The organism is Aeromonas sp. 600948 (assembly GCF_049174875.1).
Lineage (GTDB): Bacteria > Pseudomonadota > Gammaproteobacteria > Enterobacterales > Aeromonadaceae > Aeromonas > Aeromonas veronii_A.
The window spans coordinates 198,472-216,453 of record NZ_JAAKTY010000003.1 but is presented as its reverse complement, the minus strand read 5'-3'; the positions used below and the strand labels follow the sequence as shown (position 1 = coordinate 216,453).

Genomic DNA, 17,982 nt, shown 5'->3' with positions numbered 1-17,982 from the left:
TTATTACCCCCGTTATGGGTAATACTCAGAACCAATCGACACAAGGAATGGGTCGTTCATGGGATATCGTCGGCTTCTGACACTCTTGCTGCTCTGGCTCCCCCTGCAATTGCGGGCAGAACCCGTGCACCTGACCACCCTGGAGTGGCCCCCCTATACCAGCCAGCATCTCCCTGATGGTGGCCTTACCGGCCATATCGTCAAGCGTGCATTTGCCGAAGCGGGGCTGGAGGTTCAGTTTGACTTCTACCCCTGGCATCGAGCCATGTTGCTGGCATCCGATCCCGCCCAGCACTACAGCGGCTACTTCCCCAAATACTTCGCCGATGATCTGGATAAACGGTGGTATATTTCCACCAGCGTGGGCAGTAGTGTGCTGGGCATGGCGCAGCAAGCCGGCCCCCCTATCCACTGGCAGCGACTCGAAGATCTCGCTTCCTACCGGATTGGGGTCGTCGCAGGTTATATCAATACCCGTGAATTTGATGCCCTGATGGCCAGCAAGCGCCTCAACACCTTTGCCGTGGACGACGATCACCTCAACCTGCGAAAATTGCAGCGCGACCGGCTCGATCTGGCCGTGATCGACCGGGATGTTTTCTACTGGCTCACCTATCACGATGACAAACTCCACCCCGAACAGCTGCAGTTCAACCCGAAGATCCTCGGGTACAAGAGCCTGCACATCATGTTCCGTCCCGATCAACAGCAACTGCAACAGCGAGTGAACAATGCGCTAGCCAGACTCGATATCAAGCAGCTGAGCGAACAGTATCAGCGTCGCTATCTGCTATCAGCACCCGCCCCCCGATGAGCAGAGTCGCAGAACACCCCATTTGTCAAAAAAGATATCTTTAACCCGTGTTTTTACAGCCTCTTCTCCCCTGACCCGGGCCTTTTTCCACAACTTCCTTACCAACGCATTCCCCATCACAACGCCTCTGGTTGCACTCTGATGGGCTGGCCCCGAGTGATACCACTTGGTGACAAAAATGATGTTTTTGTTAGTACGTGGTTTTTAAGTGGTTTAATCAAAAATTCATCGAGTTATTGAAGTAACTCAATTTTTTCACTTTTTCAGGGGAGCAGAATAGCAACTAACCCTTTCGGGCTAAATAAAACAGACAATGACAATTCATGGTTCAGGCTACCCGCGGCAATATGGGTTGAATCACACGAGGTAACGGAATGATCTTGATGGAATTTTTAGTGGTACTCGGCTGCTTGCTGCTGGGTACCCGCTTTGGGGGCATGGGACTCGGTCTCATCAGTGGTATCGGTCTCTTCCTGCTGACCTTCGTCTTCGGCCTAGTGCCGGGCGAACCGCCTGTTCAGGTAATGCTGACCATTCTGGCGGTGATCGGCTGTGCCGCCACCCTGCAGACTGCCGGTGGCCTTAACCTGATGATGCAAGTGGCCGAGCGTCTGCTGCGCCGTCACCCGCAATACATCACTATCCTGGCGCCGCTCACCACCTGGACCCTCACCTTCCTGTGCGGTACCGGCCACGTGGTCTACACCATGTTCCCCATCATCGCTGACATCGCGCTGCAAAAGAACATCCGTCCCGAGCGCCCGATGGCTGTCGCCTCCGTTGCCTCCCAGATGGCCATCTGCGCCTCCCCGGTCTCCGTTGCTGTGGTCTCCATGGTCTCCATTCTGGCGGCTGGTCACGGTATCGGTCAGGCTTACGGCCTGCTCGACATCCTGATGATCGCCATCCCCTCCTCCCTGACCGGTGTCATCGTGGCAGCCCTGTGGAGCCTGCGTCGCGGCAAGGATCTGGACAAGGACGAAGAGTTCCAGGCCAAGATCAAAGACCCAGAGCAGCGCGCCTTCATCTACGGCGGTGGTGAAACCCTGCTCAACACCAAGTTCCCGAAAGAGGCCTACTGGTCTACCTGGATCTTCTTCGCCGCCATCGCCGCCGTGGTATTGCTCGGTGCCAACGAAGGTCTGCGTCCGGTGTTCACCATCAAGGACAAAACTGGCCCGCTCTCCATGAACCTGGTGATCCAGATGATGATGCTGATCGCCGGTGCCATCATACTGATGCGCTGCAAGGTCAAGCCGGGCGAGATCGCCAACGGTGCCGTCTTCAAGGCGGGTATGGTCGCCATCTTCTCCGTATTCGGGGTGGCATGGATGAGTGAGACCTTCTTCCAAGCTCACATGCCGCTGCTCAAAGAAACCCTGGCCCACGTGGTACAGGCCCAGCCCTGGACCTACGCCCTGGTGCTGTTCCTTATCTCCAAGCTGGTGAACAGCCAAGCCGCAGCCCTCACCGCTATCGCCCCCATGGGTCTGGCGCTGGGTGTCGAGCCCAAGCTGCTGATTGCCTTCCTGCCAGCGAGCTACGGCTACTTCGTGCTGCCGACCTACCCGAGCGATCTGGCCTGTATCGGTTTCGACCGCTCCGGCACCACCCGCATCGGCAAGTTCATCATCAACCACAGCTTCATCATTCCAGGGCTGATCGGGGTGGTGACCTCCTGCTCGCTGGGCTTTATCCTCACCAGCATCCTGCTCTAATCGCAGCGGTGTTTACCACGCTATTGCAATACAGGCCCCCGCTTCGGGGGCCTGCTTTTTTCCAGCTCCGTTACCTCAACCACTTCCCCGCCGCCATTTCCGGACACTATGCCTTTACCTCTGCCCCCGCCGCTGGGTAGCATGCCCCCTCGTTCACCACCGGAATCTCATCCATGTCTCGCGTCATCCTGCTCTGGAGCGGTGGCAAAGATGCCATGCTGGCTCTCTGTCATGCCCGTCAAGCGGGCCATCAGGTGGTGGCACTGGCCAGCTTTGCGCCGCCAGAGCCCCGATTTCTCGCTCACCCCTTGCCGCTGGTGCGCCGTCAGGCGGAAGCCCTCGGGCTGCCCCATCTGCTGGTCACCATAGAAGCGCCGTTCGATCTCGGTTATGAGCGGGAACTGGCACGGCTCAAGGAGGAGTGGCAACTCGATGGCGTAGTCACCGGCGATATCGACAGCGTGGGGGGCGCACCAAACTGGATCCGCGAACGCTGCCGCCCGCTCGGGCTCACCGTCCATACCCCGCTCTGGCAGCAATCTCGCCAAGCCTTGCTGGCGGATATGCTGGCCCGCGGCATCGTCGCCCACCTCTCCTGCATCGATACCCGGGTGCTGGCCCCCGAGTGGACTGGACGCCCCCTCGATGCCGCCACCCTCTGCGAGCTACAACAACTGGCCGAGCGCGAGGGCTTCGATGCCTGCGGCGAGCAGGGGGAGTACCACACCATGGTGACTGACGGCCCGGGCTTTGCCGCCCCGCTGCGCCTCGATGGCTGGCAGGTAGCACGGCAGGATCATCTGGCCTATCTGGCTGAGCCACAGGGGTAACGGCCTCAAGCCATCTGGCGCGCTCGTTCAGGGACGCGCGAAAAATCGAGATAAAAAAAGGGAGGCAACAGCCTCCCGTTTGGAGTGGAGCGGACCAATTTTGAGCGGGCCATGATGACCCGAACAAGGGATAAACCGGCTTATTTCGCCAGCTTGCCCAGCACCCGCTGCAGCAGGCGGATGCGCGGCTCGATGCTGTCCAGCAGCAGGAATTCCGCCTCCGAGTGAAAACCGCCCCCCATGGGGCCGAAACCATCGAGGGACGGCACCCCCGCGGCGGCGGTAAAGTTGGCATCCGAACCGCCACCGGCCTCCAGCCAGTTGAAGGAGATCCCCTCCTCTTTCGCAGCCGCCTCCACCAGCGCCATCACAGCTTCTGTATCGCCGCTCGGGCGCATCGCCGGCTTGAAGGTCTGGCGATCCACCTCGACCCGACAGCCCGCAAGGAAGGGGTTGTTGGCCATAAAGGTGAGCCGCTCGTGCACCGCAGCGGCCTCTTCGTTACTCCAGAAACGCAGATCGACGATTGCCTCGGCAAAGTCGGGCACCACGTTAACGCCGGTGCCGCCCTGTACCACGCCGACGTTCATGGTGGTGCCCGTGGTCATGTTGACCTGCTCGTTAATGGCCAGCACCCAATGCGCCAGCTCGGTGATGGCGGAGATCCCTTCGGTCAGGGCCGAACCGGCGTGGGACGCCTTGCCGTGAAAGGTGATGCGGTACTTGGCATTGCCCTTGCGGGCGCTGATGAGATCCCCGTTGGGGCGCGCCGCTTCGGCCACCAGCACGCAGCCGCTCTGTTTGGCCTTCTCCACCAGCCAATCTTTCGACCAGGGGGAGCCAATCTCTTCGTCGCAGTTGCAGCAGACCAGCACCTTGAGCTTGGCCAGCTGCACCGGATCCATCTCTTTAAGTGCATACCAGATAGAGAGCAGGCCACTCTTCATGTCCGAGACGCCGGGGCCAAAGGCTTGATTGCCTTCGATTTGCAACGGGCGCTTGGCCGCTGTTCCCTCGGGGAAGACGGTATCCATGTGGCCGCACAGCATCACGTCGTAGTGATCGGCACCCGGCGCATTGGTGATCTCGAGGCAGGGGCCGCACTCGGCAGCAAACTGGTGGCGGGTCACCTGCCAGCCGATGGCCTCATATTTCTCGGTCATGATGTCGGCCACTTTCGCTACCCCGGCCGGGGTGCGGGTGCCGCAATCAAGGTTGATAAGGGGAGCAAGATCCGCCAGATAGGCATCCAGGGAAAAGGTGTTGCGAGAGTCTGTCATTGTCGTCTCCTGAGGCGAGAGGGTGAGCCTCCCGTCCGACGGCCAAATGAAGGCAGCGGACGACCCATGCCGTCCGCTGCCCGGTTACATAAACAGCAGATAGTTGAGGGTCAGCGCCGTCACCAGCGCACCCGCCATCGGCACGCTGGTGCGCTTGACCACGGTAAAGGGCGATACCTTGGCAATCCCCGCACAAGCGATAAGTACCGCTGCGATGGGAGAGACGGTACGGCCGATACTGGAAGCGAGCTGCATCGGCAGCAGCATGGTCACCGCAGGTACGCCAAACTTGGCCGCCACCGCCGGTGCCAGGGTCGAGAAGCTGAGGAACGCCGCATTGCCGGAGCCCATGATGACCGCCGCCACCATGATCAGCGCCACCATCACCAGCGTCATCAGACCGCTGCCGATACCGGCATTGCTGGCAGAGTGCAGCAGGGTATCGATGGCACCGATGGCCTTGAGGGATTCGGCAAACAGCTCGGCACAGACAATGAGCGCCACCACGGGGCCAAACACCTTGCCCATGCCATCGAGGAAGCTGGAGAGCCCGGCAAACGCGGTACGCACCGAGCGGCTACGCAGCAGCTCGCACAGCATGCCGATAAAGACCGACAGCAGCATGGCCACCTCCACGCTCATCTTGATGTCGCTCACCAGCAGCTTGGAGAAGGTCATCATCAGCACGAAGGGGATGATCGGCAGCAGGGCATACCAGGTGGGCGCCTGCACGCTCTCGGTGCCCTGTTCGTCCAGCTCGGCGTGATCGCCGCGATGGAGCGCAGGATCCCAGCCATCCTTGCGATCGCAGTGACGCTGCCAGAAGAAGTGCAGCACCATGGTCACCAGCAGCATGGGGGCCACCAGCCAGATCTGGTAGTCAACGAAATAGCTGGTCGGATCCATGCCGGATTGGCCGGCGGAGAAGATGGCGTTGGTCTGGGTCGGGCCAATTTCAAACGCCTGTGAGGTGGCGATGACACCACAGGCGGAGGCCGGGCTGATGCCGAGGTTGCGCATCACCGGATACATGGTGACCATCAACAGCAGGCCAAGGCCGGTGGCGGAGGTGACGAACAGGGAGACAAAGACCGCCACCAGATAACAGATGGAGAGCATCAGGTAGCTGGACTGGATGCCTGCCACCGGTTTGACCGCCACCCGCACCAGCGCCTGGGAGGCCCCGATATGGGACATGTAGGTGGCAAAACCCGCCACCGCCATAATGGTGAGGCCGAGGCCCGCCGCGCGGTAGGAGAAGATCCCCTTGAACACTTCAAACAGGTCGAACAGGGCGAAGCCGGTGCTCTTGTCAGCGGGGAGAATAGGGTGCAGCCCCAACCAGTAGGCCACCGCAAAAATGGCCATGCCCGCCAGCGCCAGCACCGCCTGCGGGTTGTAATCCTTGATGATGCCGTAGACCACGGCGACCAGAACGAGCAAGACGAATAAAAGTTCCAATATTCACTCCTGATAAATTTATCGAAGAGCGAAATCTAGTGATCTGACCACTGTTTGCCTTTGATCCCTATCAATAAAGGTGCCGTCACCGTGATTCATTAGCATAATATGTCGGCCATGTAACAATTTTTCGTTATTTCAACTACCGGAAAACCTTTATCACCCCATATCCGGGAATTGTGTGACGCGACTCCCCTCTTTTTTGCGTTGGATCAACATATGACGGCGCCGAACTGGCGAAGATGCGCTTCGACATATAGCGACCATTTCGCGCCGGAGAGAGTTATGACAAGCCAAGCCACCGCAGGTGCTTCGACCTGCGACTACAAGCTGTGGGACATCCTCGTCGAGTCTGCAAAGGAACGCACTACCATTCGTTACTCCAAACTGGCCAAGCAGGCCGGGCTGGAGCAGTGCCAGGATGAACTGCGCACCCTGCTGCAACGCATCCGCATGTACTGCACCGAAAACAACCTGCCGATCCTCTCCGCCATCGTGGTGGACGACGTGGGCAAATACACTGGCCTCTCTTCCAGCCTGCCTGATGCCCCCTGGGAACGGGCCCGGGTCTTTGACCATGAGTGGACCACCCTGCACTGATTGAGGTGCTTGATGATGCCGACCCAAACGCGCCCGCTGGCGCGTTTTGGCTATCTGGCGTTTGCCCCCCTTCTCTTTTTCTCCTGCAATAGTCACTCTTCTCCCGTAATACCCAACCCCATCGGGCATACCCGCCGCACTGCTTCTGATCTTGAGCTCAAAATCGCCGTTCAGGTGTGACCAGTTCCGGTAAAACCCGCGAGCCAGACCATCGGCGTTGCCATGGGATTGCCACAATGCCAGAATCGGGACCTTGCACTGCGTTGATTCGGATTTTCGGGCACGGCCACGGCCAGCGCCCACAAGAGAAGGACTCCCCATGGCCATCACCCTCTATGGCATCAAGAACTGCGACACCATCAAGAAAGCCCGCAAGTGGCTGGATGAGGCCGGTATCGACTACCGCTTTCACGACCACCGCGCCGACGGCCTGAACCCGGACGATCTGGACAGCTGGCTGGCAAAACTCGGCTGGGAAGCCCTGCTCAACAGTCGCGGCACCACCTTCCGCGCCCTGCCGGATGAGGCCAAACAGGGGCTGGATACCGCCAAGGCGCGCGCCCTGCTGCTGGAACATCCGGCCATGATCAAGCGCCCGCTGCTCGACCGTGACGGCGAACTGACTCTGGGTTTCAAGGCTGATCACTACCAATCCCTCTTCTCCCGTTAAGGACAACTAAGGACAACTGATGTCGGATGTCATCGCACTGGCCAAGGATCTGATCCGCCGCCCCTCCGTTACCCCCCTCGATGAAGGGTGCCAGACCCTGATGGCGGAGCGCCTCGCCAGGATCGGGTTCGTTATCGAGCCCATGGTGTTTGAGGACACCACCAATCTCTGGGCCCGCCGTGGCAGCGAGGGGCCACTGTTCTGCTTCGCCGGTCACACCGACGTGGTGCCCGCCGGGCCGCTGGACAAATGGCACACCCCGCCGTTCGAGCCGACCATCAAGGATGGCGTGCTCTACGGACGCGGCGCCGCCGACATGAAGGGCTCGCTGGCGTCCATGGTGGTGGCGGTCGAGCGCTTCGTGGCCGAGCATCCGGATCACACCGGGTCCATCGCCTTTCTCATCACCTCCGATGAGGAGGGGCCCTTTATCAATGGCACCACCCGGGTGATCGACACCCTGGAGGCCCGCAACGAGAAGATCCGCTGGTGCATCGTCGGCGAGCCCTCCTCCACCACCGTGGTGGGGGATGTGGTGAAGAACGGCCGCCGCGGCTCCATCACCGGCGATCTGCTGGTGCGCGGGGTGCAGGGCCATGTGGCCTATCCCCATCTGGCTGACAACCCCATTCACAAAGCCGCGCCAGCGCTGGCCGAGCTTGCCGCCACCGTGTGGGATGAGGGCAACGCCTACTTCCCCCCCACCAGCTTCCAGATCGCCAACATCTCGGCCGGTACCGGCGCCTCCAACGTCATTCCGGGCGAGCTGCAGGTGCAGTTCAACTTCCGCTTCAGCACCGAACTGACCGACATGGATATCCGCGAGCGGGTCGAAGCGTTGCTGGATAAGCATGGCCTCGATTATCAGCTGAGCTGGACCCTCTCCGGCCAGCCCTTTCTCACCGATACTGGCGCGCTGCTCGATGCGGCCGTGGCGGCCATCGAACAGGTTAATGGTCAGCGACCGGCCCTGCTCACCACCGGCGGCACCTCCGACGGGCGCTTTATCGCCCCCACCGGCGCCGAGGTGATTGAGCTTGGCCCCGTCAACGCCACCATTCACAAGGTGAACGAGTGCGTGAAGGCGGACGATCTGGATCTGCTGGCGGACATGTACCAAGGGGTGCTCGAGAGATTGCTGGCATGACGCAGGAACAACTGCTGGGGCTCGACGAGAGTCACCTAATTCTGGTGGGGCGCGGCCCCCATCGTCTGACCGCCGCCACCGCGGCGGCCTTCAACGACATGCAGGTGGCGGCCGCCTACGAGGGGTTCAACCTGCAGGCGGCCTCCAGCTGGCGCAGCTTCGAGCGCCAGCTCGCCATCTGGAATGGCAAGTGGCGCGGCGAACGGCCACTGCTCGATGCCCACAGCCAGCCCATCGACGCCCTGCAACTGGGCGACGAGGAGCGCCTCCACGCCATCCTGCGCTGGAGCGCCCTGCCCGGCACCAGCCGTCACCACTGGGGGACCGATCTCGATATCTACGACCCGGACTGCCTGCCCGCCGATACCAAACTGGCGCTGGAGCCCTGGGAGTATGAAGCCGGGGGCTGGTTTGCAGACTTGAGCGAGTGGCTCAGCGATCATATGAGCGACTTCGGCTTCTTCCTCCCTTATGCCAAGCCGGTCGGGGCAGAGAGCGGGGTCGCCTACGAGCCCTGGCATATCAGCTTCTCGCTGGAGTCCGATGAGCAGCGGCTCGATCCCGCGGCACTGGCGCTTTGTCTGCAACAGGCGGATATTGAAGGCAAGTCGACCATATTGGCCAATCTTGATGAGATTTTGGCCCGTTATGTCACCACCTGTCCTGACGAAAGGAAAATCCCATGAATCTCTGGCTGTGGATAGGGTTGCCGCTGCTGTTCCTGCTCGGGCTGTTTCTCAATGCCATCAAAGACATGAAACGGCTGGAGAAACAGTTGCCCAACTACAAGGACAAGATCCGCGAAGTGAAGGATGACGAGGACGACTGAATCCCGCCCCATCCCTTGGGGAGCGCCCTTGTGCTCCCCTCTCCCTCTGCTGTGCCGTTTCGCTTTTCCCCACCAGCTCCTCCCTGCGCATCCTGAAATCGACGCTCCTTTGACTCCGCTTTCGTTAACCTCGTCACAGTCAGAATATGGCGCGGCCATGCTGAAAAAAGGGATGAAAAATGTAAGAAAGTGCAAATTGATGCACAAATAAGCCACACAAGGGGGGCCTAACTGCATATAATGTGCCTACTTTGCACATTACCAGGAAGGAGTTCGCCCTTGGATGCCGCTACCATCAACAGTTTCTTTTTTGTCGCTGCCCTGTTGGTGGGAGCCAGCGTACTGTTGAGCGCCCTCTCTTCCCGCCTCGGTATTCCCATTCTGGTTATCTTCCTCGCCGTCGGCATGCTGGCCGGTGAAGATGGCCCCGGTGGCATCCACTTCGCTGACTACTCCATCGCCTATCTGGTGGGCAACCTGGCGCTCGCCATCATATTGCTTGACGGCGGCATGCGCACCCGGGTCTCCTCGTTCCGGGTCGCGCTCTGGCCTGCCTTGTCGCTGGCGACGGTCGGGGTGGCTATCACCACCGGCCTGACGGGGCTCGCCGCTGCCTGGTTGTTTGACCTCAACCTGATGCAGGGGATGCTGATCGGCGCCATTGTTGGCTCCACAGATGCGGCGGCGGTCTTCTCCCTGCTTGGCGGACGCAGTCTCAACGAGCGGGTGAGCGCGACGCTGGAGATAGAGTCAGGCAGCAACGATCCCATGGCGGTGTTTCTCACCGTCACCCTGATCGAGGTGCTGGCCACCGCCCAGCAAGGGCTGGATGGGGGCTTCCTGCTGCTGCAACTGGTCAAGCAGTTTGGTCTTGGCGCCGGGATCGGCCTTGGCGGCGGCTGGCTGCTGTGGCGCCTCATCAACACAGCCCGCTTGGCGCCGGGGCTCTATCCGCTGCTCACCGTCAGCGGCGGTCTGCTGATCTTCGCCCTCACCACGGCGGTCGGTGGCAGCGGCATTCTCGCCATCTATCTCACCGGTCTGTTGCTCGGTAACCTCGCCCTGCGCAGCCGCAGCACCACATTGTCGGTGCTGGACGGTCTGACCTGGCTCAGCCAAATCGGCATGTTTCTGGTGCTGGGGCTGCTTGCCTCCCCCCACAAGCTGCTGCCCATCGCCCTGCCCGCGCTGGCGCTGGCGATGTGGATGATCCTGTTTGCCCGCCCGGTGTCGGTCTGGATCGGGCTGCTACCGTTCAAGAACTTCGCCCCCCGCGAGCGCTGGTTTATCTCCTGGGTTGGCCTGCGCGGCGCCGTGCCCATCATTCTGGCGGTGTTCCCCATGATGGCGGGGCTGCCCAACGCCCAGCTCTACTTCAACGTCGCCTTCTTTGTAGTACTGGTCTCGCTGATTTTGCAGGGCAGCTCGCTACCGCTGGCCTCAAAACTGGCGCGGGTGGAGGTACCGGCACCGCCGTCGCCCATCAACCGCTCGGGGCTCGAAATCGATCTCGACAGCCAGTGGGAGACCTTCGTCTACCAGCTGGGGGAAGAGAAGTGGTGCATCGGCTCGCCACTGCGGGATCTGCAGATGCCCACCGGCACCCGGATCTGCGCCCTGTTTCGTGGCCGCGAGCTGCTCCACCCCTCGGGTAGTACCTGTCTGCAGGCCGATGACATCCTCTGCGTCATCGGTCACGAACGTGACCTCCCCGCCCTCGGTCAGCTCTTTAGTCAGGCACCGGAGCAAGATCTCGGCCCCCGCTTCTTCGGTGACTTCCTGCTGGAAGCGGCGGCACGGCTGGTGGATCTCGCCCCTCTTTACGGGCTGGATGTGAGCGAGGTGGCGGATCAGACACTGGGCGATTTTATTGCCAGTCAGTTGGGCGATAATCTGGTGGTCGGTGACAACATCGAATGGCAGGGCCTGATCTGGACCGTGGCCGAAATGGACGAGAGCGTGCCGAGCAAGATCGGGGTGCGCTTTCAGGAAGAGGACCCGGTCTGACTGACCGTCCCGTATCAAGTCCCCAGCAAGAAGGGAGAGAGTTATGCCATATCAAAGTTTGCTGTCCGGCCCCCTGCCCCCCGCTGCCAATCTGGGGGTCATTGAAGGCTTTTTTGGCAAGGGATGGAGCTGGCAGGCCCGCGCCCGCTACGCCCAGTGGCTGCCGCGCCACGGCTACGGCTTCTATATCTACGCCCCGAAAGAGGATGGCTATCTGCGCAAGCACTGGGCACTCCCCTGGCCCGAGCAGCAGCTGGCGGATCTCGCCGAACTGGCACGCCAGTGCCGTGCCAACGGGCTCGCCTTCGGAGTGGGCTTGAGCCCCATGGGGGCGCATCACGACTATGATCGCAAGCGCCCGGCGCTGCTCGAGAAGGTGCGCCTTATCGACGAAGTGCTGCAGCCCGACATTCTGGCGGTACTGTTTGACGACATGAAGGGGGATACCCCGGATCTGGCCCGGCACCAGCTCACCATCGCCCACGACATTGCGGCCCACAGCAAGGCGACCCGCCTCATCTTCTGCCCCAGCTACTACTCGACCGATCCGGTGCTGGAGAAGGTGTTCGGCGCCATGCCACCGCGCTATCTGGAGGAGATTGGCGAGCAGCTCGACCGCCGCTTCGAGATCTTCTGGACCGGCCCCAAGGTCTGCTCGACCGAGTATCCGGCGGTACACCTCAAGCAGGTGACCGAGCTGCTCGGCCGCAAGCCCTTCCTGTGGGACAACTACCCGGTCAACGATGGCAGCAAGGCAAGCAGCTATCTCTATCTGCGTGCCTTCGAGAACCGCCCCGCCGAGCTGGCGGATCTGCTCTCTGGCCACGCGGTCAACCCGATGAAGCAGGCGGCACTCTCCGCCCTGCCGCTCGCCACCCTGCCGATGAGCTACAAGCTCGGCAAGCAGTATGATCCCGACAAGGCGCTGCACGCCTCCCTCAACGCCACCTGCGGCCCGCAGATCTCGGCGATGATTGAGGCCGACCTGCCGCTGTTTCAGGATCTGGGGCTGGCCCGACTCACTCCCGAGCAGATTGCCGCCCTCAAGACACGCTACCTACCGTTTCGCGATCAGGCTTGCGTCGATGAAATCGTGCGCTGGCTGGACGGCGAGTATGTGTTCGACCCGGACTGCCTGACCGATTAAACCGCCCCGCGGGGTTGGAAGGAGGTTGTATGGATGCACACCTGCTTTATCAGAATCTGGCGGTGATCGCCGCCTTTTTACTGCTCTACAGCCTGATCGCGGGGCGCTTCGAGTCAAAACTGGTCAACGGCCCCCTGCTCTTTCTGCTGACCGGCTGGCTGCTGGGGCCGGGAGGGCTGGAGTTGCTCTCCCTCTCCATCGACAGCGCCGGCATCAAGCTGCTGGCAGAGCTGACGCTGGTGATCGTGCTGTTCAACGATGCCGCCAACACCAACTGGCAGGTGCTGCTGGCCAACCGCCAGCTCCCCATCCGGCTGCTGCTGATCGGCCTCCCCCTCACCCTGCTCTGTGGCGCCCTGTTTGGTCACTGGCTTTTCCCTGACCTGCCGCTGCTGGAGATGGCCATCCTCTCCACCATTCTCGCTCCCACCGATGCGGCGCTCGGCAAGGCGGTGGTGAGCAACCCGGCCGTACCGGCACCACTGCGCGAAGGGCTCAATCAGGAGAGCGGCCTCAACGACGGCATCTGTGTGCCTGTGCTGCTTCTGCTGCTGGCCCTTATCGCCCCCACAGAGCAGCACGCAGGCACAGCCACGCTGGCCATCACCCTGATGCTGGAGGAGATCGGCATTGGCCTCCTGGTCGCTTTTGTACTGACCAGCCTAACCATACGGCTGCTGAAAATCTCCTATCTCAACGGCTGGCAACTGCCGCTCTGGCGCCAGCTCACCATGCCGGGACTGGCCCTGCTCTGCTTTGCGCTGGCCCAGAGTCTGGGGGGGAGCGGCTTTATCGCCGCCTTTGTCGGCGGTCTCTTTATCGGGCGCAGACTCGGTGAACACAAGCACGCCTATATGGACAGTTGCGAAGGCTACGGCGACCTGCTCTCCGTGGTGATCTGGATGGTGTTTGGCGCAACTCTGCTCCCCATGTTGTCGGAGCTGATGCACTGGCAATACTGGCTCTATGCCATTGCCAGCCTCACCCTGCTGCGGATGGTGCCGGTCTGGCTGAGCCTGCTCGGCACCGGCCTCAAGCCAGAGCTCAAGCTCTTTATCGGCTGGTTCGGCCCGCGGGGCCTTGCCAGTATCGTCTTTGCAGTGATGGTGCTGCAAAACCAGCCTGCCCTGATTGGCCAGCGCCCCATCATCGCCACTGTGCTCTGCACCATCATATTGAGCGTGCTGCTGCATGGCATCACCGCCAACCCCTGGGTCGCACGTTTCAAACCCCGCTGAACCACTTGGCACTCATAAAAAATGCCACCGACCGGTGGCATTTTTCTTGTCTGGTGGGGGTCACTAACAGCGCTTAACCAAGCGCCAGCCAGACTCCCACCCCCAGCATCAGAGTACCGGCGATGCGGTTCATCAGGGTGACGTTGCCGCTCTTGGCGAGGAAGTGGCGCAGGGTGCGGCCACCGCTGGCGTAGAGCAGCAGGCAGGAGAATTCGATGACCAGAATAAGCGCCACCAGCGCAGTGATCTGCGGCACCATCGGCTTGCTGGCCGAAATGAACGGTGGCAGCAGGGAGATCATGAAGGCCCACCCCTTGGGGTTGGCAATGGCGGTGACGAAACCCTGCACCGCCAGTCCCATGGCGCTGGTCTGCTGACCGGACGAAAGATCCGCCGGAATGGCCATCTTCCCCTTGGCCTGCCACATCTGGATTCCGAGCCAAACCAGATAGGCGCCCCCCACATATTTGAAGGCGGCAAAGATCCCCGGATAGTTGAGCATGATGGCAGCCACCCCGATCACCGACAGCACCGAGACCAACCCGACTCCGATCAGCTCCCCCCACATCATGTGCAGGGTACGGCGCACCCCCAGGCTCATCCCCAACGTCATCGACAGGGTCATGCACATGCCGGGGGTCACCGAGACAAAGAAAAAGGTCGGGATAAACAGGGCCAGAATGGCCGGATCGATCCAGCTGGACACTACACACCTCCATACGCCAAGAGCGGGGAATCACGAAAACGGGACAGGATTGACTCAATCCGGCCAGTTGTACCACATATTCAGGGGATCAAGCGTTCAATCATGCATATATGACGCCTTTTTCACAAGGAAAAAGCTTTTCTTCAGCAAATTTCAGCAATAAAAGCCTGTGACAGCTCCTGACGTAGGTGTGTAATATGTCGGCTCCTCCCATTTCGGATTAGAGCCATTTATGTCATTGAATAATCTATCAATACGTGTCCAGGTCCTGATACCGCTGCTGCTGGCCAGCCTGCTGATGATGGTGATGATTGCCATCAGTAAACAGGGGCTGGATGAAGCCATCAATGACATAGATGAGACGACCCAGAGCGTGGTCCAGCACAAGGACGATATTGCCAAACTGATCCACGCCACCTACCGGCTGCGCACCAGCGCCATCTATGGCCTCTACGATGCCAAGCTGTTTGCCGCACTACCTGCGAACCTCAACAGCGCTGAGCAGGAGATCAACACCATTCTCGGCCGTCTGGTGCTCCCCGGTGCCGAGCAGGATAACCGGCAGGTCGCTGCCGCCCTGCAGGCCTACCTCAGCCATACCCGCAGCAACATGCTGCCGCTGCTGGCGCAAAAACATCAGGGTGGCGGCGATCCGGTCGCCTACGAGGCGGCCCGCCTCCATTTCCGCGAGCTGGGTGAACAGCTGATCAAACAGATCGACAGCATGTCGGCCCACATCAACCAGCTGATCCAGCAAGAGCTGGCCGACGAGCAGGCTCACTACGACGCAACCCTGCTGCGTACCCTGCTGCTCACCGCCGGTACCCTACTGGCGGCGCTGATCTGTGGCTGGGTCCTCTCCGGTCGCATCGTCAGCCCCATCGGTCAGTTGCAAGAGGTGATGCACGCCGTGGCGCAAGGGCGCTTCAACGTGCGCGCCAAAGCGGATGGCAACAACGAGCTGACCCGTCTGGCCAAAGATATCAACCTCACTCTGGGGCAACTTGGTAGCACCATCGAGAACCTGACCGGGATCAGCAACAGCGTCGCCTCCGCCGCCACCGAGCTGGCCGCCGTGATGACCCAGGCTGAAGCCAACGCCCAGCAGCAGCACAGCGAGATCGAACAGGTCGCCTCCGCCGTGACCGAACTCTCCAGCACAGCAGACAACGTCAACCACAACGCCGCCATCGCCGACGAGCTGGCGCGGGATGCCAATGGCCGGGTCGAACAGGGGCTCGCCCTCTTTACCGAAAGCATCGCCGCCAATAGCCGGATGGCAGGCAGTCTGGAAGATGCTGCCGCCATCGTGGCTCAGCTCAAATCCCAGTCCGAGCAGATCGGCAAGGTAATTGAAGTGATCCAGGGGATCTCCGAGCAGACCAACCTGCTGGCGCTCAATGCCGCCATCGAAGCGGCCCGTGCCGGCGAAACGGGTCGTGGTTTTGCGGTGGTGGCCGACGAGGTGAGAATGCTGGCAGCCCGTACCCAGGACTCCACCAAGGAGATCCAGGCCATCATCGAGCGGCTGCAGAGCCAGTCCCAATCCGCCAACAACGGCGTGCAGGAGACCCTGGAGATCCTCGGTCATAACCAACGCCTGTCAGCTCAGGTGCAGGATCTGCTGAGTGGCATTACCGGTGCCGTACGCCAGATCAACGACGCCAACGCCCAGGTCGCCACCGCAGCCGAGGAGCAGTCCTGCGTCACTGCCGACATCAATCGCAACATCACCAATATTCACGAGATCGTGAGCCAGAGTTCCGCCGGCATCAGCCAGAGCGCCAGTGCCAGCAACGAACTCTCCCAGCTCGCCGAGCAGCAACGCAAACAGCTGGCCCAATTCCAGCTGTAAGCGCACGACGTGAACCAGACAAAAAGGCCCGCAAGGGCCTTTCTGGTTGATGGAGCAATGGCTTTGTCTCTGTTTTAAACGCCATTTTTTGGCCGTTGGTGCCATAAGGGGCTGGGCTGCCCTGTCAAATATCGGTATGGTAGAGGCACGTTACTCCCCCCTCACGTGAGCACACCATGAGCCTGAGATTCAAGAAACCCGCTTTTATCGCCCTGGGGCTCATCGCCCTCATTTCCGCCGCCTGGCTCGACTACTACCTGCCGGAGCACACCATCGCCACCATCACAGGGGTCGAGGTGAAGCGCACCGACAAGGATGGCCCCATCAGCCAGAAGAACCCGGCTGACGGCCCCACCACCGACGTCTATTACATCTACACCGAGCGCCCCGGCGAGAAGATCCGGGTGTTTCGCAATGAAGATACCGAGTGGGGCTGGCCCTTCTACTTCAAATTCAACGCCGCCGACGTCCAGGCCAAGGCCAAGTCCATGGAGTTCGAGAAACGCCTGGCCATCATTACCTCCTACGGATGGCGCGTGAACATGTTCTCCATGTTCCCCAACGTCACCAAGATTGAGAGTACCGAGCCTGACGCCTCCACCTGGAGCTTCTTCCGCTGGTTCTGGTTCGGCCTCTGGGCGCTGGTGATGGGCAAAGCCGCCATCGCGACCTGGCGCTACTTCGATCGCCTTGAGGACGAGCTATGAGTGAGCCGAGCAAGACCCGCACCAGCTTCTACCGGCGGCTCTACGTGGCCTGGCTGATCAGCCAGGGCACAGATACGGTGCCTGCCATTATGGAGGCGACCGGCATGCCGCGCCGCACAGCGCAGGATACCCTGAGCGCGCTGGCCGAGCTCGACATCAGCTGCGCCTTCGAGCAGACCGAGGGGGCTCGCCACCTGCAGGGACACTACCGCATCAGCGACTGGGGCCCCATCAACCCAGCGTGGATCAAGGCTCAACTGCCGCTTATCAAAGAGACTTTGAGCTATCCCTGAAATGATGTCGAGTCAGGCCTGCGACTGGGGAACCTATTGCAATCCGGCATGGATCAAGGCCCAGCTGCCTCTTATCAAGGAGACGCTGAGCTATCCCTGATCAGGGCGCTAAGCAACAATAAAAAAGAGGGGCCAGCCGGCAAGGCTGGCCCCTCTATTTCAGGCCGATAGCATGACAGGTAGTCCTACTCAGGCATGGCCGAATCCTCAAGTTCCCCATCAGACTCGCCGCGGGTGCAATCGATGATGGAGCGCTTGGGGTTGTTGGGATCGCGCAAAAGCAGAGGGGCTGAGCCCTCGTCATGCTTCTGCTCGTCGCCAAACTCGCTGCCGTAGGCGTTATGGGTCAAGCGGCGGGCGTTGGCGATGGGGGTATCAACAAACAGGGCATGCACTTCGAAGCTGGAAGCGGGCACGATAAAGCCGACCACCGGCAAGCCGTGCAGCTCCTCGTGCACCTTGTACCAGGCAAAGCCATCACTCACCTTGTAGGGGGTGTAGTTGGCCAGTTGTAGATTGGCGGGCCTGCCCGTCTCATCCACATAGAGATCGGTAAATTCACAGGTCGCCAGCCCCTGCCACATCCGCTCGAATGGCGTCGCACAGCCTGTCAGTTGCAACCCGGCCAGCAGCACCAAGCCTCTCTTCCACATTCCCCGCCCCTTCTTGCAAAAATGAAC

General features: G+C 60.8%; 18 protein-coding genes. 14 read left to right on the top strand and 4 right to left on the bottom strand.

Translation table 11 applies throughout. The annotated features are described in order from the left end of the window. Positions 1-58 precede the first annotated feature (58 nt). The 3 genes from G5182_RS04100 (at position 59) to G5182_RS04090 (ending at position 3,362) form a co-directional block, all read left to right on the top strand. On the top strand, positions 59-814 hold the full coding sequence (locus G5182_RS04100) for a substrate-binding periplasmic protein (protein ID WP_227340893.1): 756 nt from the start codon (positions 59-61) through the stop codon (positions 812-814). 374 nt (positions 815-1,188) lie between these two features. Continuing rightward, positions 1,189-2,532 (top strand): anaerobic C4-dicarboxylate transporter, encoded by a 1,344-nt coding sequence (locus tag G5182_RS04095; protein WP_005337916.1) that lies wholly within the window; start codon positions 1,189-1,191, stop codon positions 2,530-2,532. 173 nt (positions 2,533-2,705) lie between these two features. After that, a complete protein-coding gene (locus tag G5182_RS04090) occupies positions 2,706-3,362 on the top strand; it encodes an adenine nucleotide alpha hydrolase (RefSeq protein ID WP_227340894.1) in 657 nt (218 codons plus the stop codon). Between the two features lie 140 nt (positions 3,363-3,502). Here the strand turns inward: G5182_RS04090 and G5182_RS04085 are convergent, their stop codons facing one another. Both G5182_RS04085 and dcuC read right to left on the bottom strand, forming a co-directional pair. Then, on the bottom strand, positions 3,503-4,642 hold the full coding sequence (locus G5182_RS04085) for a M20 family metallopeptidase (protein WP_227340895.1): 1,140 nt from the start codon (positions 4,640-4,642) through the stop codon (positions 3,503-3,505). Between the two features lie 84 nt (positions 4,643-4,726). After that, the gene (gene dcuC, locus G5182_RS04080) at positions 4,727-6,103 is read right to left on the bottom strand and encodes a C4-dicarboxylate transporter DcuC (RefSeq protein ID WP_005350454.1); all 1,377 of its coding nucleotides are present in this window, start codon (positions 6,101-6,103) and stop codon (positions 4,727-4,729) included. Between the two features lie 285 nt (positions 6,104-6,388). On the opposite strand from dcuC, the gene G5182_RS04075 reads away from it, so the two are divergent. The 8 genes from G5182_RS04075 (at position 6,389) to G5182_RS04040 (ending at position 13,741) form a co-directional block, all read left to right on the top strand. Continuing rightward, complete coding sequence (locus tag G5182_RS04075; RefSeq protein ID WP_005337929.1) at positions 6,389-6,703, top strand: hypothetical protein; 315 nt, start codon at positions 6,389-6,391, stop codon at positions 6,701-6,703. Between the two features lie 319 nt (positions 6,704-7,022). Beyond that, positions 7,023-7,373 carry an ArsC family reductase gene (locus tag G5182_RS04070; RefSeq protein ID WP_005337930.1) on the top strand — a complete coding sequence of 117 codons (351 nt, stop codon included), beginning with the start codon at positions 7,023-7,025 and terminating at the stop codon, positions 7,371-7,373. Positions 7,374-7,392: 19 nt separating this feature from the next. Beyond that, positions 7,393-8,520 carry a succinyl-diaminopimelate desuccinylase gene (dapE, locus tag G5182_RS04065; RefSeq protein ID WP_227340896.1) on the top strand — a complete coding sequence of 376 codons (1,128 nt, stop codon included), beginning with the start codon at positions 7,393-7,395 and terminating at the stop codon, positions 8,518-8,520. Continuing rightward, on the top strand, positions 8,517-9,206 hold the full coding sequence (locus G5182_RS04060) for a M15 family metallopeptidase (protein ID WP_213389175.1): 690 nt from the start codon (positions 8,517-8,519) through the stop codon (positions 9,204-9,206). The genes dapE and G5182_RS04060 overlap by 4 nt, the downstream gene beginning before the upstream one ends. Then, positions 9,203-9,349 (top strand): hypothetical protein, encoded by a 147-nt coding sequence (locus G5182_RS04055; protein WP_005337933.1) that lies wholly within the window; start codon positions 9,203-9,205, stop codon positions 9,347-9,349. The genes G5182_RS04060 and G5182_RS04055 overlap by 4 nt, the downstream gene beginning before the upstream one ends. Before the next feature lie 279 nt (positions 9,350-9,628). After that, on the top strand, positions 9,629-11,356 hold the full coding sequence (locus G5182_RS04050; RefSeq protein ID WP_005359340.1) for a potassium/proton antiporter: 1,728 nt from the start codon (positions 9,629-9,631) through the stop codon (positions 11,354-11,356). A 43-nt stretch (positions 11,357-11,399) separates the two neighbouring features. Continuing rightward, entirely contained in the window at positions 11,400-12,503 is a 1,104-nt protein-coding gene (locus G5182_RS04045; protein WP_227340897.1) for a beta-N-acetylglucosaminidase domain-containing protein, read from the top strand. A 29-nt stretch (positions 12,504-12,532) separates the two neighbouring features. Then, positions 12,533-13,741, top strand: coding sequence for a cation:proton antiporter (locus G5182_RS04040; protein WP_227340898.1), 1,209 nt, complete (start codon positions 12,533-12,535; stop codon positions 13,739-13,741). A 73-nt stretch (positions 13,742-13,814) separates the two neighbouring features. Here G5182_RS04040 and G5182_RS04035 read toward each other — a convergent pair whose 3' ends face one another. Next, complete coding sequence (locus G5182_RS04035) at positions 13,815-14,447, bottom strand: LysE family translocator (protein ID WP_216954223.1); 633 nt, start codon at positions 14,445-14,447, stop codon at positions 13,815-13,817. Between the two features lie 232 nt (positions 14,448-14,679). On the opposite strand from G5182_RS04035, the gene G5182_RS04030 reads away from it, so the two are divergent. The 3 genes from G5182_RS04030 (at position 14,680) to G5182_RS04020 (ending at position 17,302) form a co-directional block, all read left to right on the top strand. Continuing rightward, a complete protein-coding gene (locus G5182_RS04030) occupies positions 14,680-16,302 on the top strand; it encodes a methyl-accepting chemotaxis protein (protein ID WP_216954225.1) in 1,623 nt (540 codons plus the stop codon). Between the two features lie 176 nt (positions 16,303-16,478). Then, positions 16,479-17,009, top strand: a complete 531-nt coding sequence (locus G5182_RS04025) for a DUF1523 family protein (protein ID WP_005350438.1) — start codon at positions 16,479-16,481, stop codon at positions 17,007-17,009. Then, positions 17,006-17,302: a winged helix-turn-helix domain-containing protein gene (locus G5182_RS04020; protein ID WP_005344341.1), complete on the top strand. Its 297-nt coding sequence runs from the start codon at positions 17,006-17,008 to the stop codon at positions 17,300-17,302. Before G5182_RS04025 ends, G5182_RS04020 begins: the two co-directional genes overlap by 4 nt. A gap of 185 nt (positions 17,303-17,487) precedes the next feature. Here the strand turns inward: G5182_RS04020 and G5182_RS04015 are convergent, their stop codons facing one another. Next, a complete protein-coding gene (locus G5182_RS04015) occupies positions 17,488-17,955 on the bottom strand; it encodes a hypothetical protein (RefSeq protein ID WP_005350434.1) in 468 nt (155 codons plus the stop codon). Between the last annotated feature and the right edge of the window lie 27 nt (positions 17,956-17,982).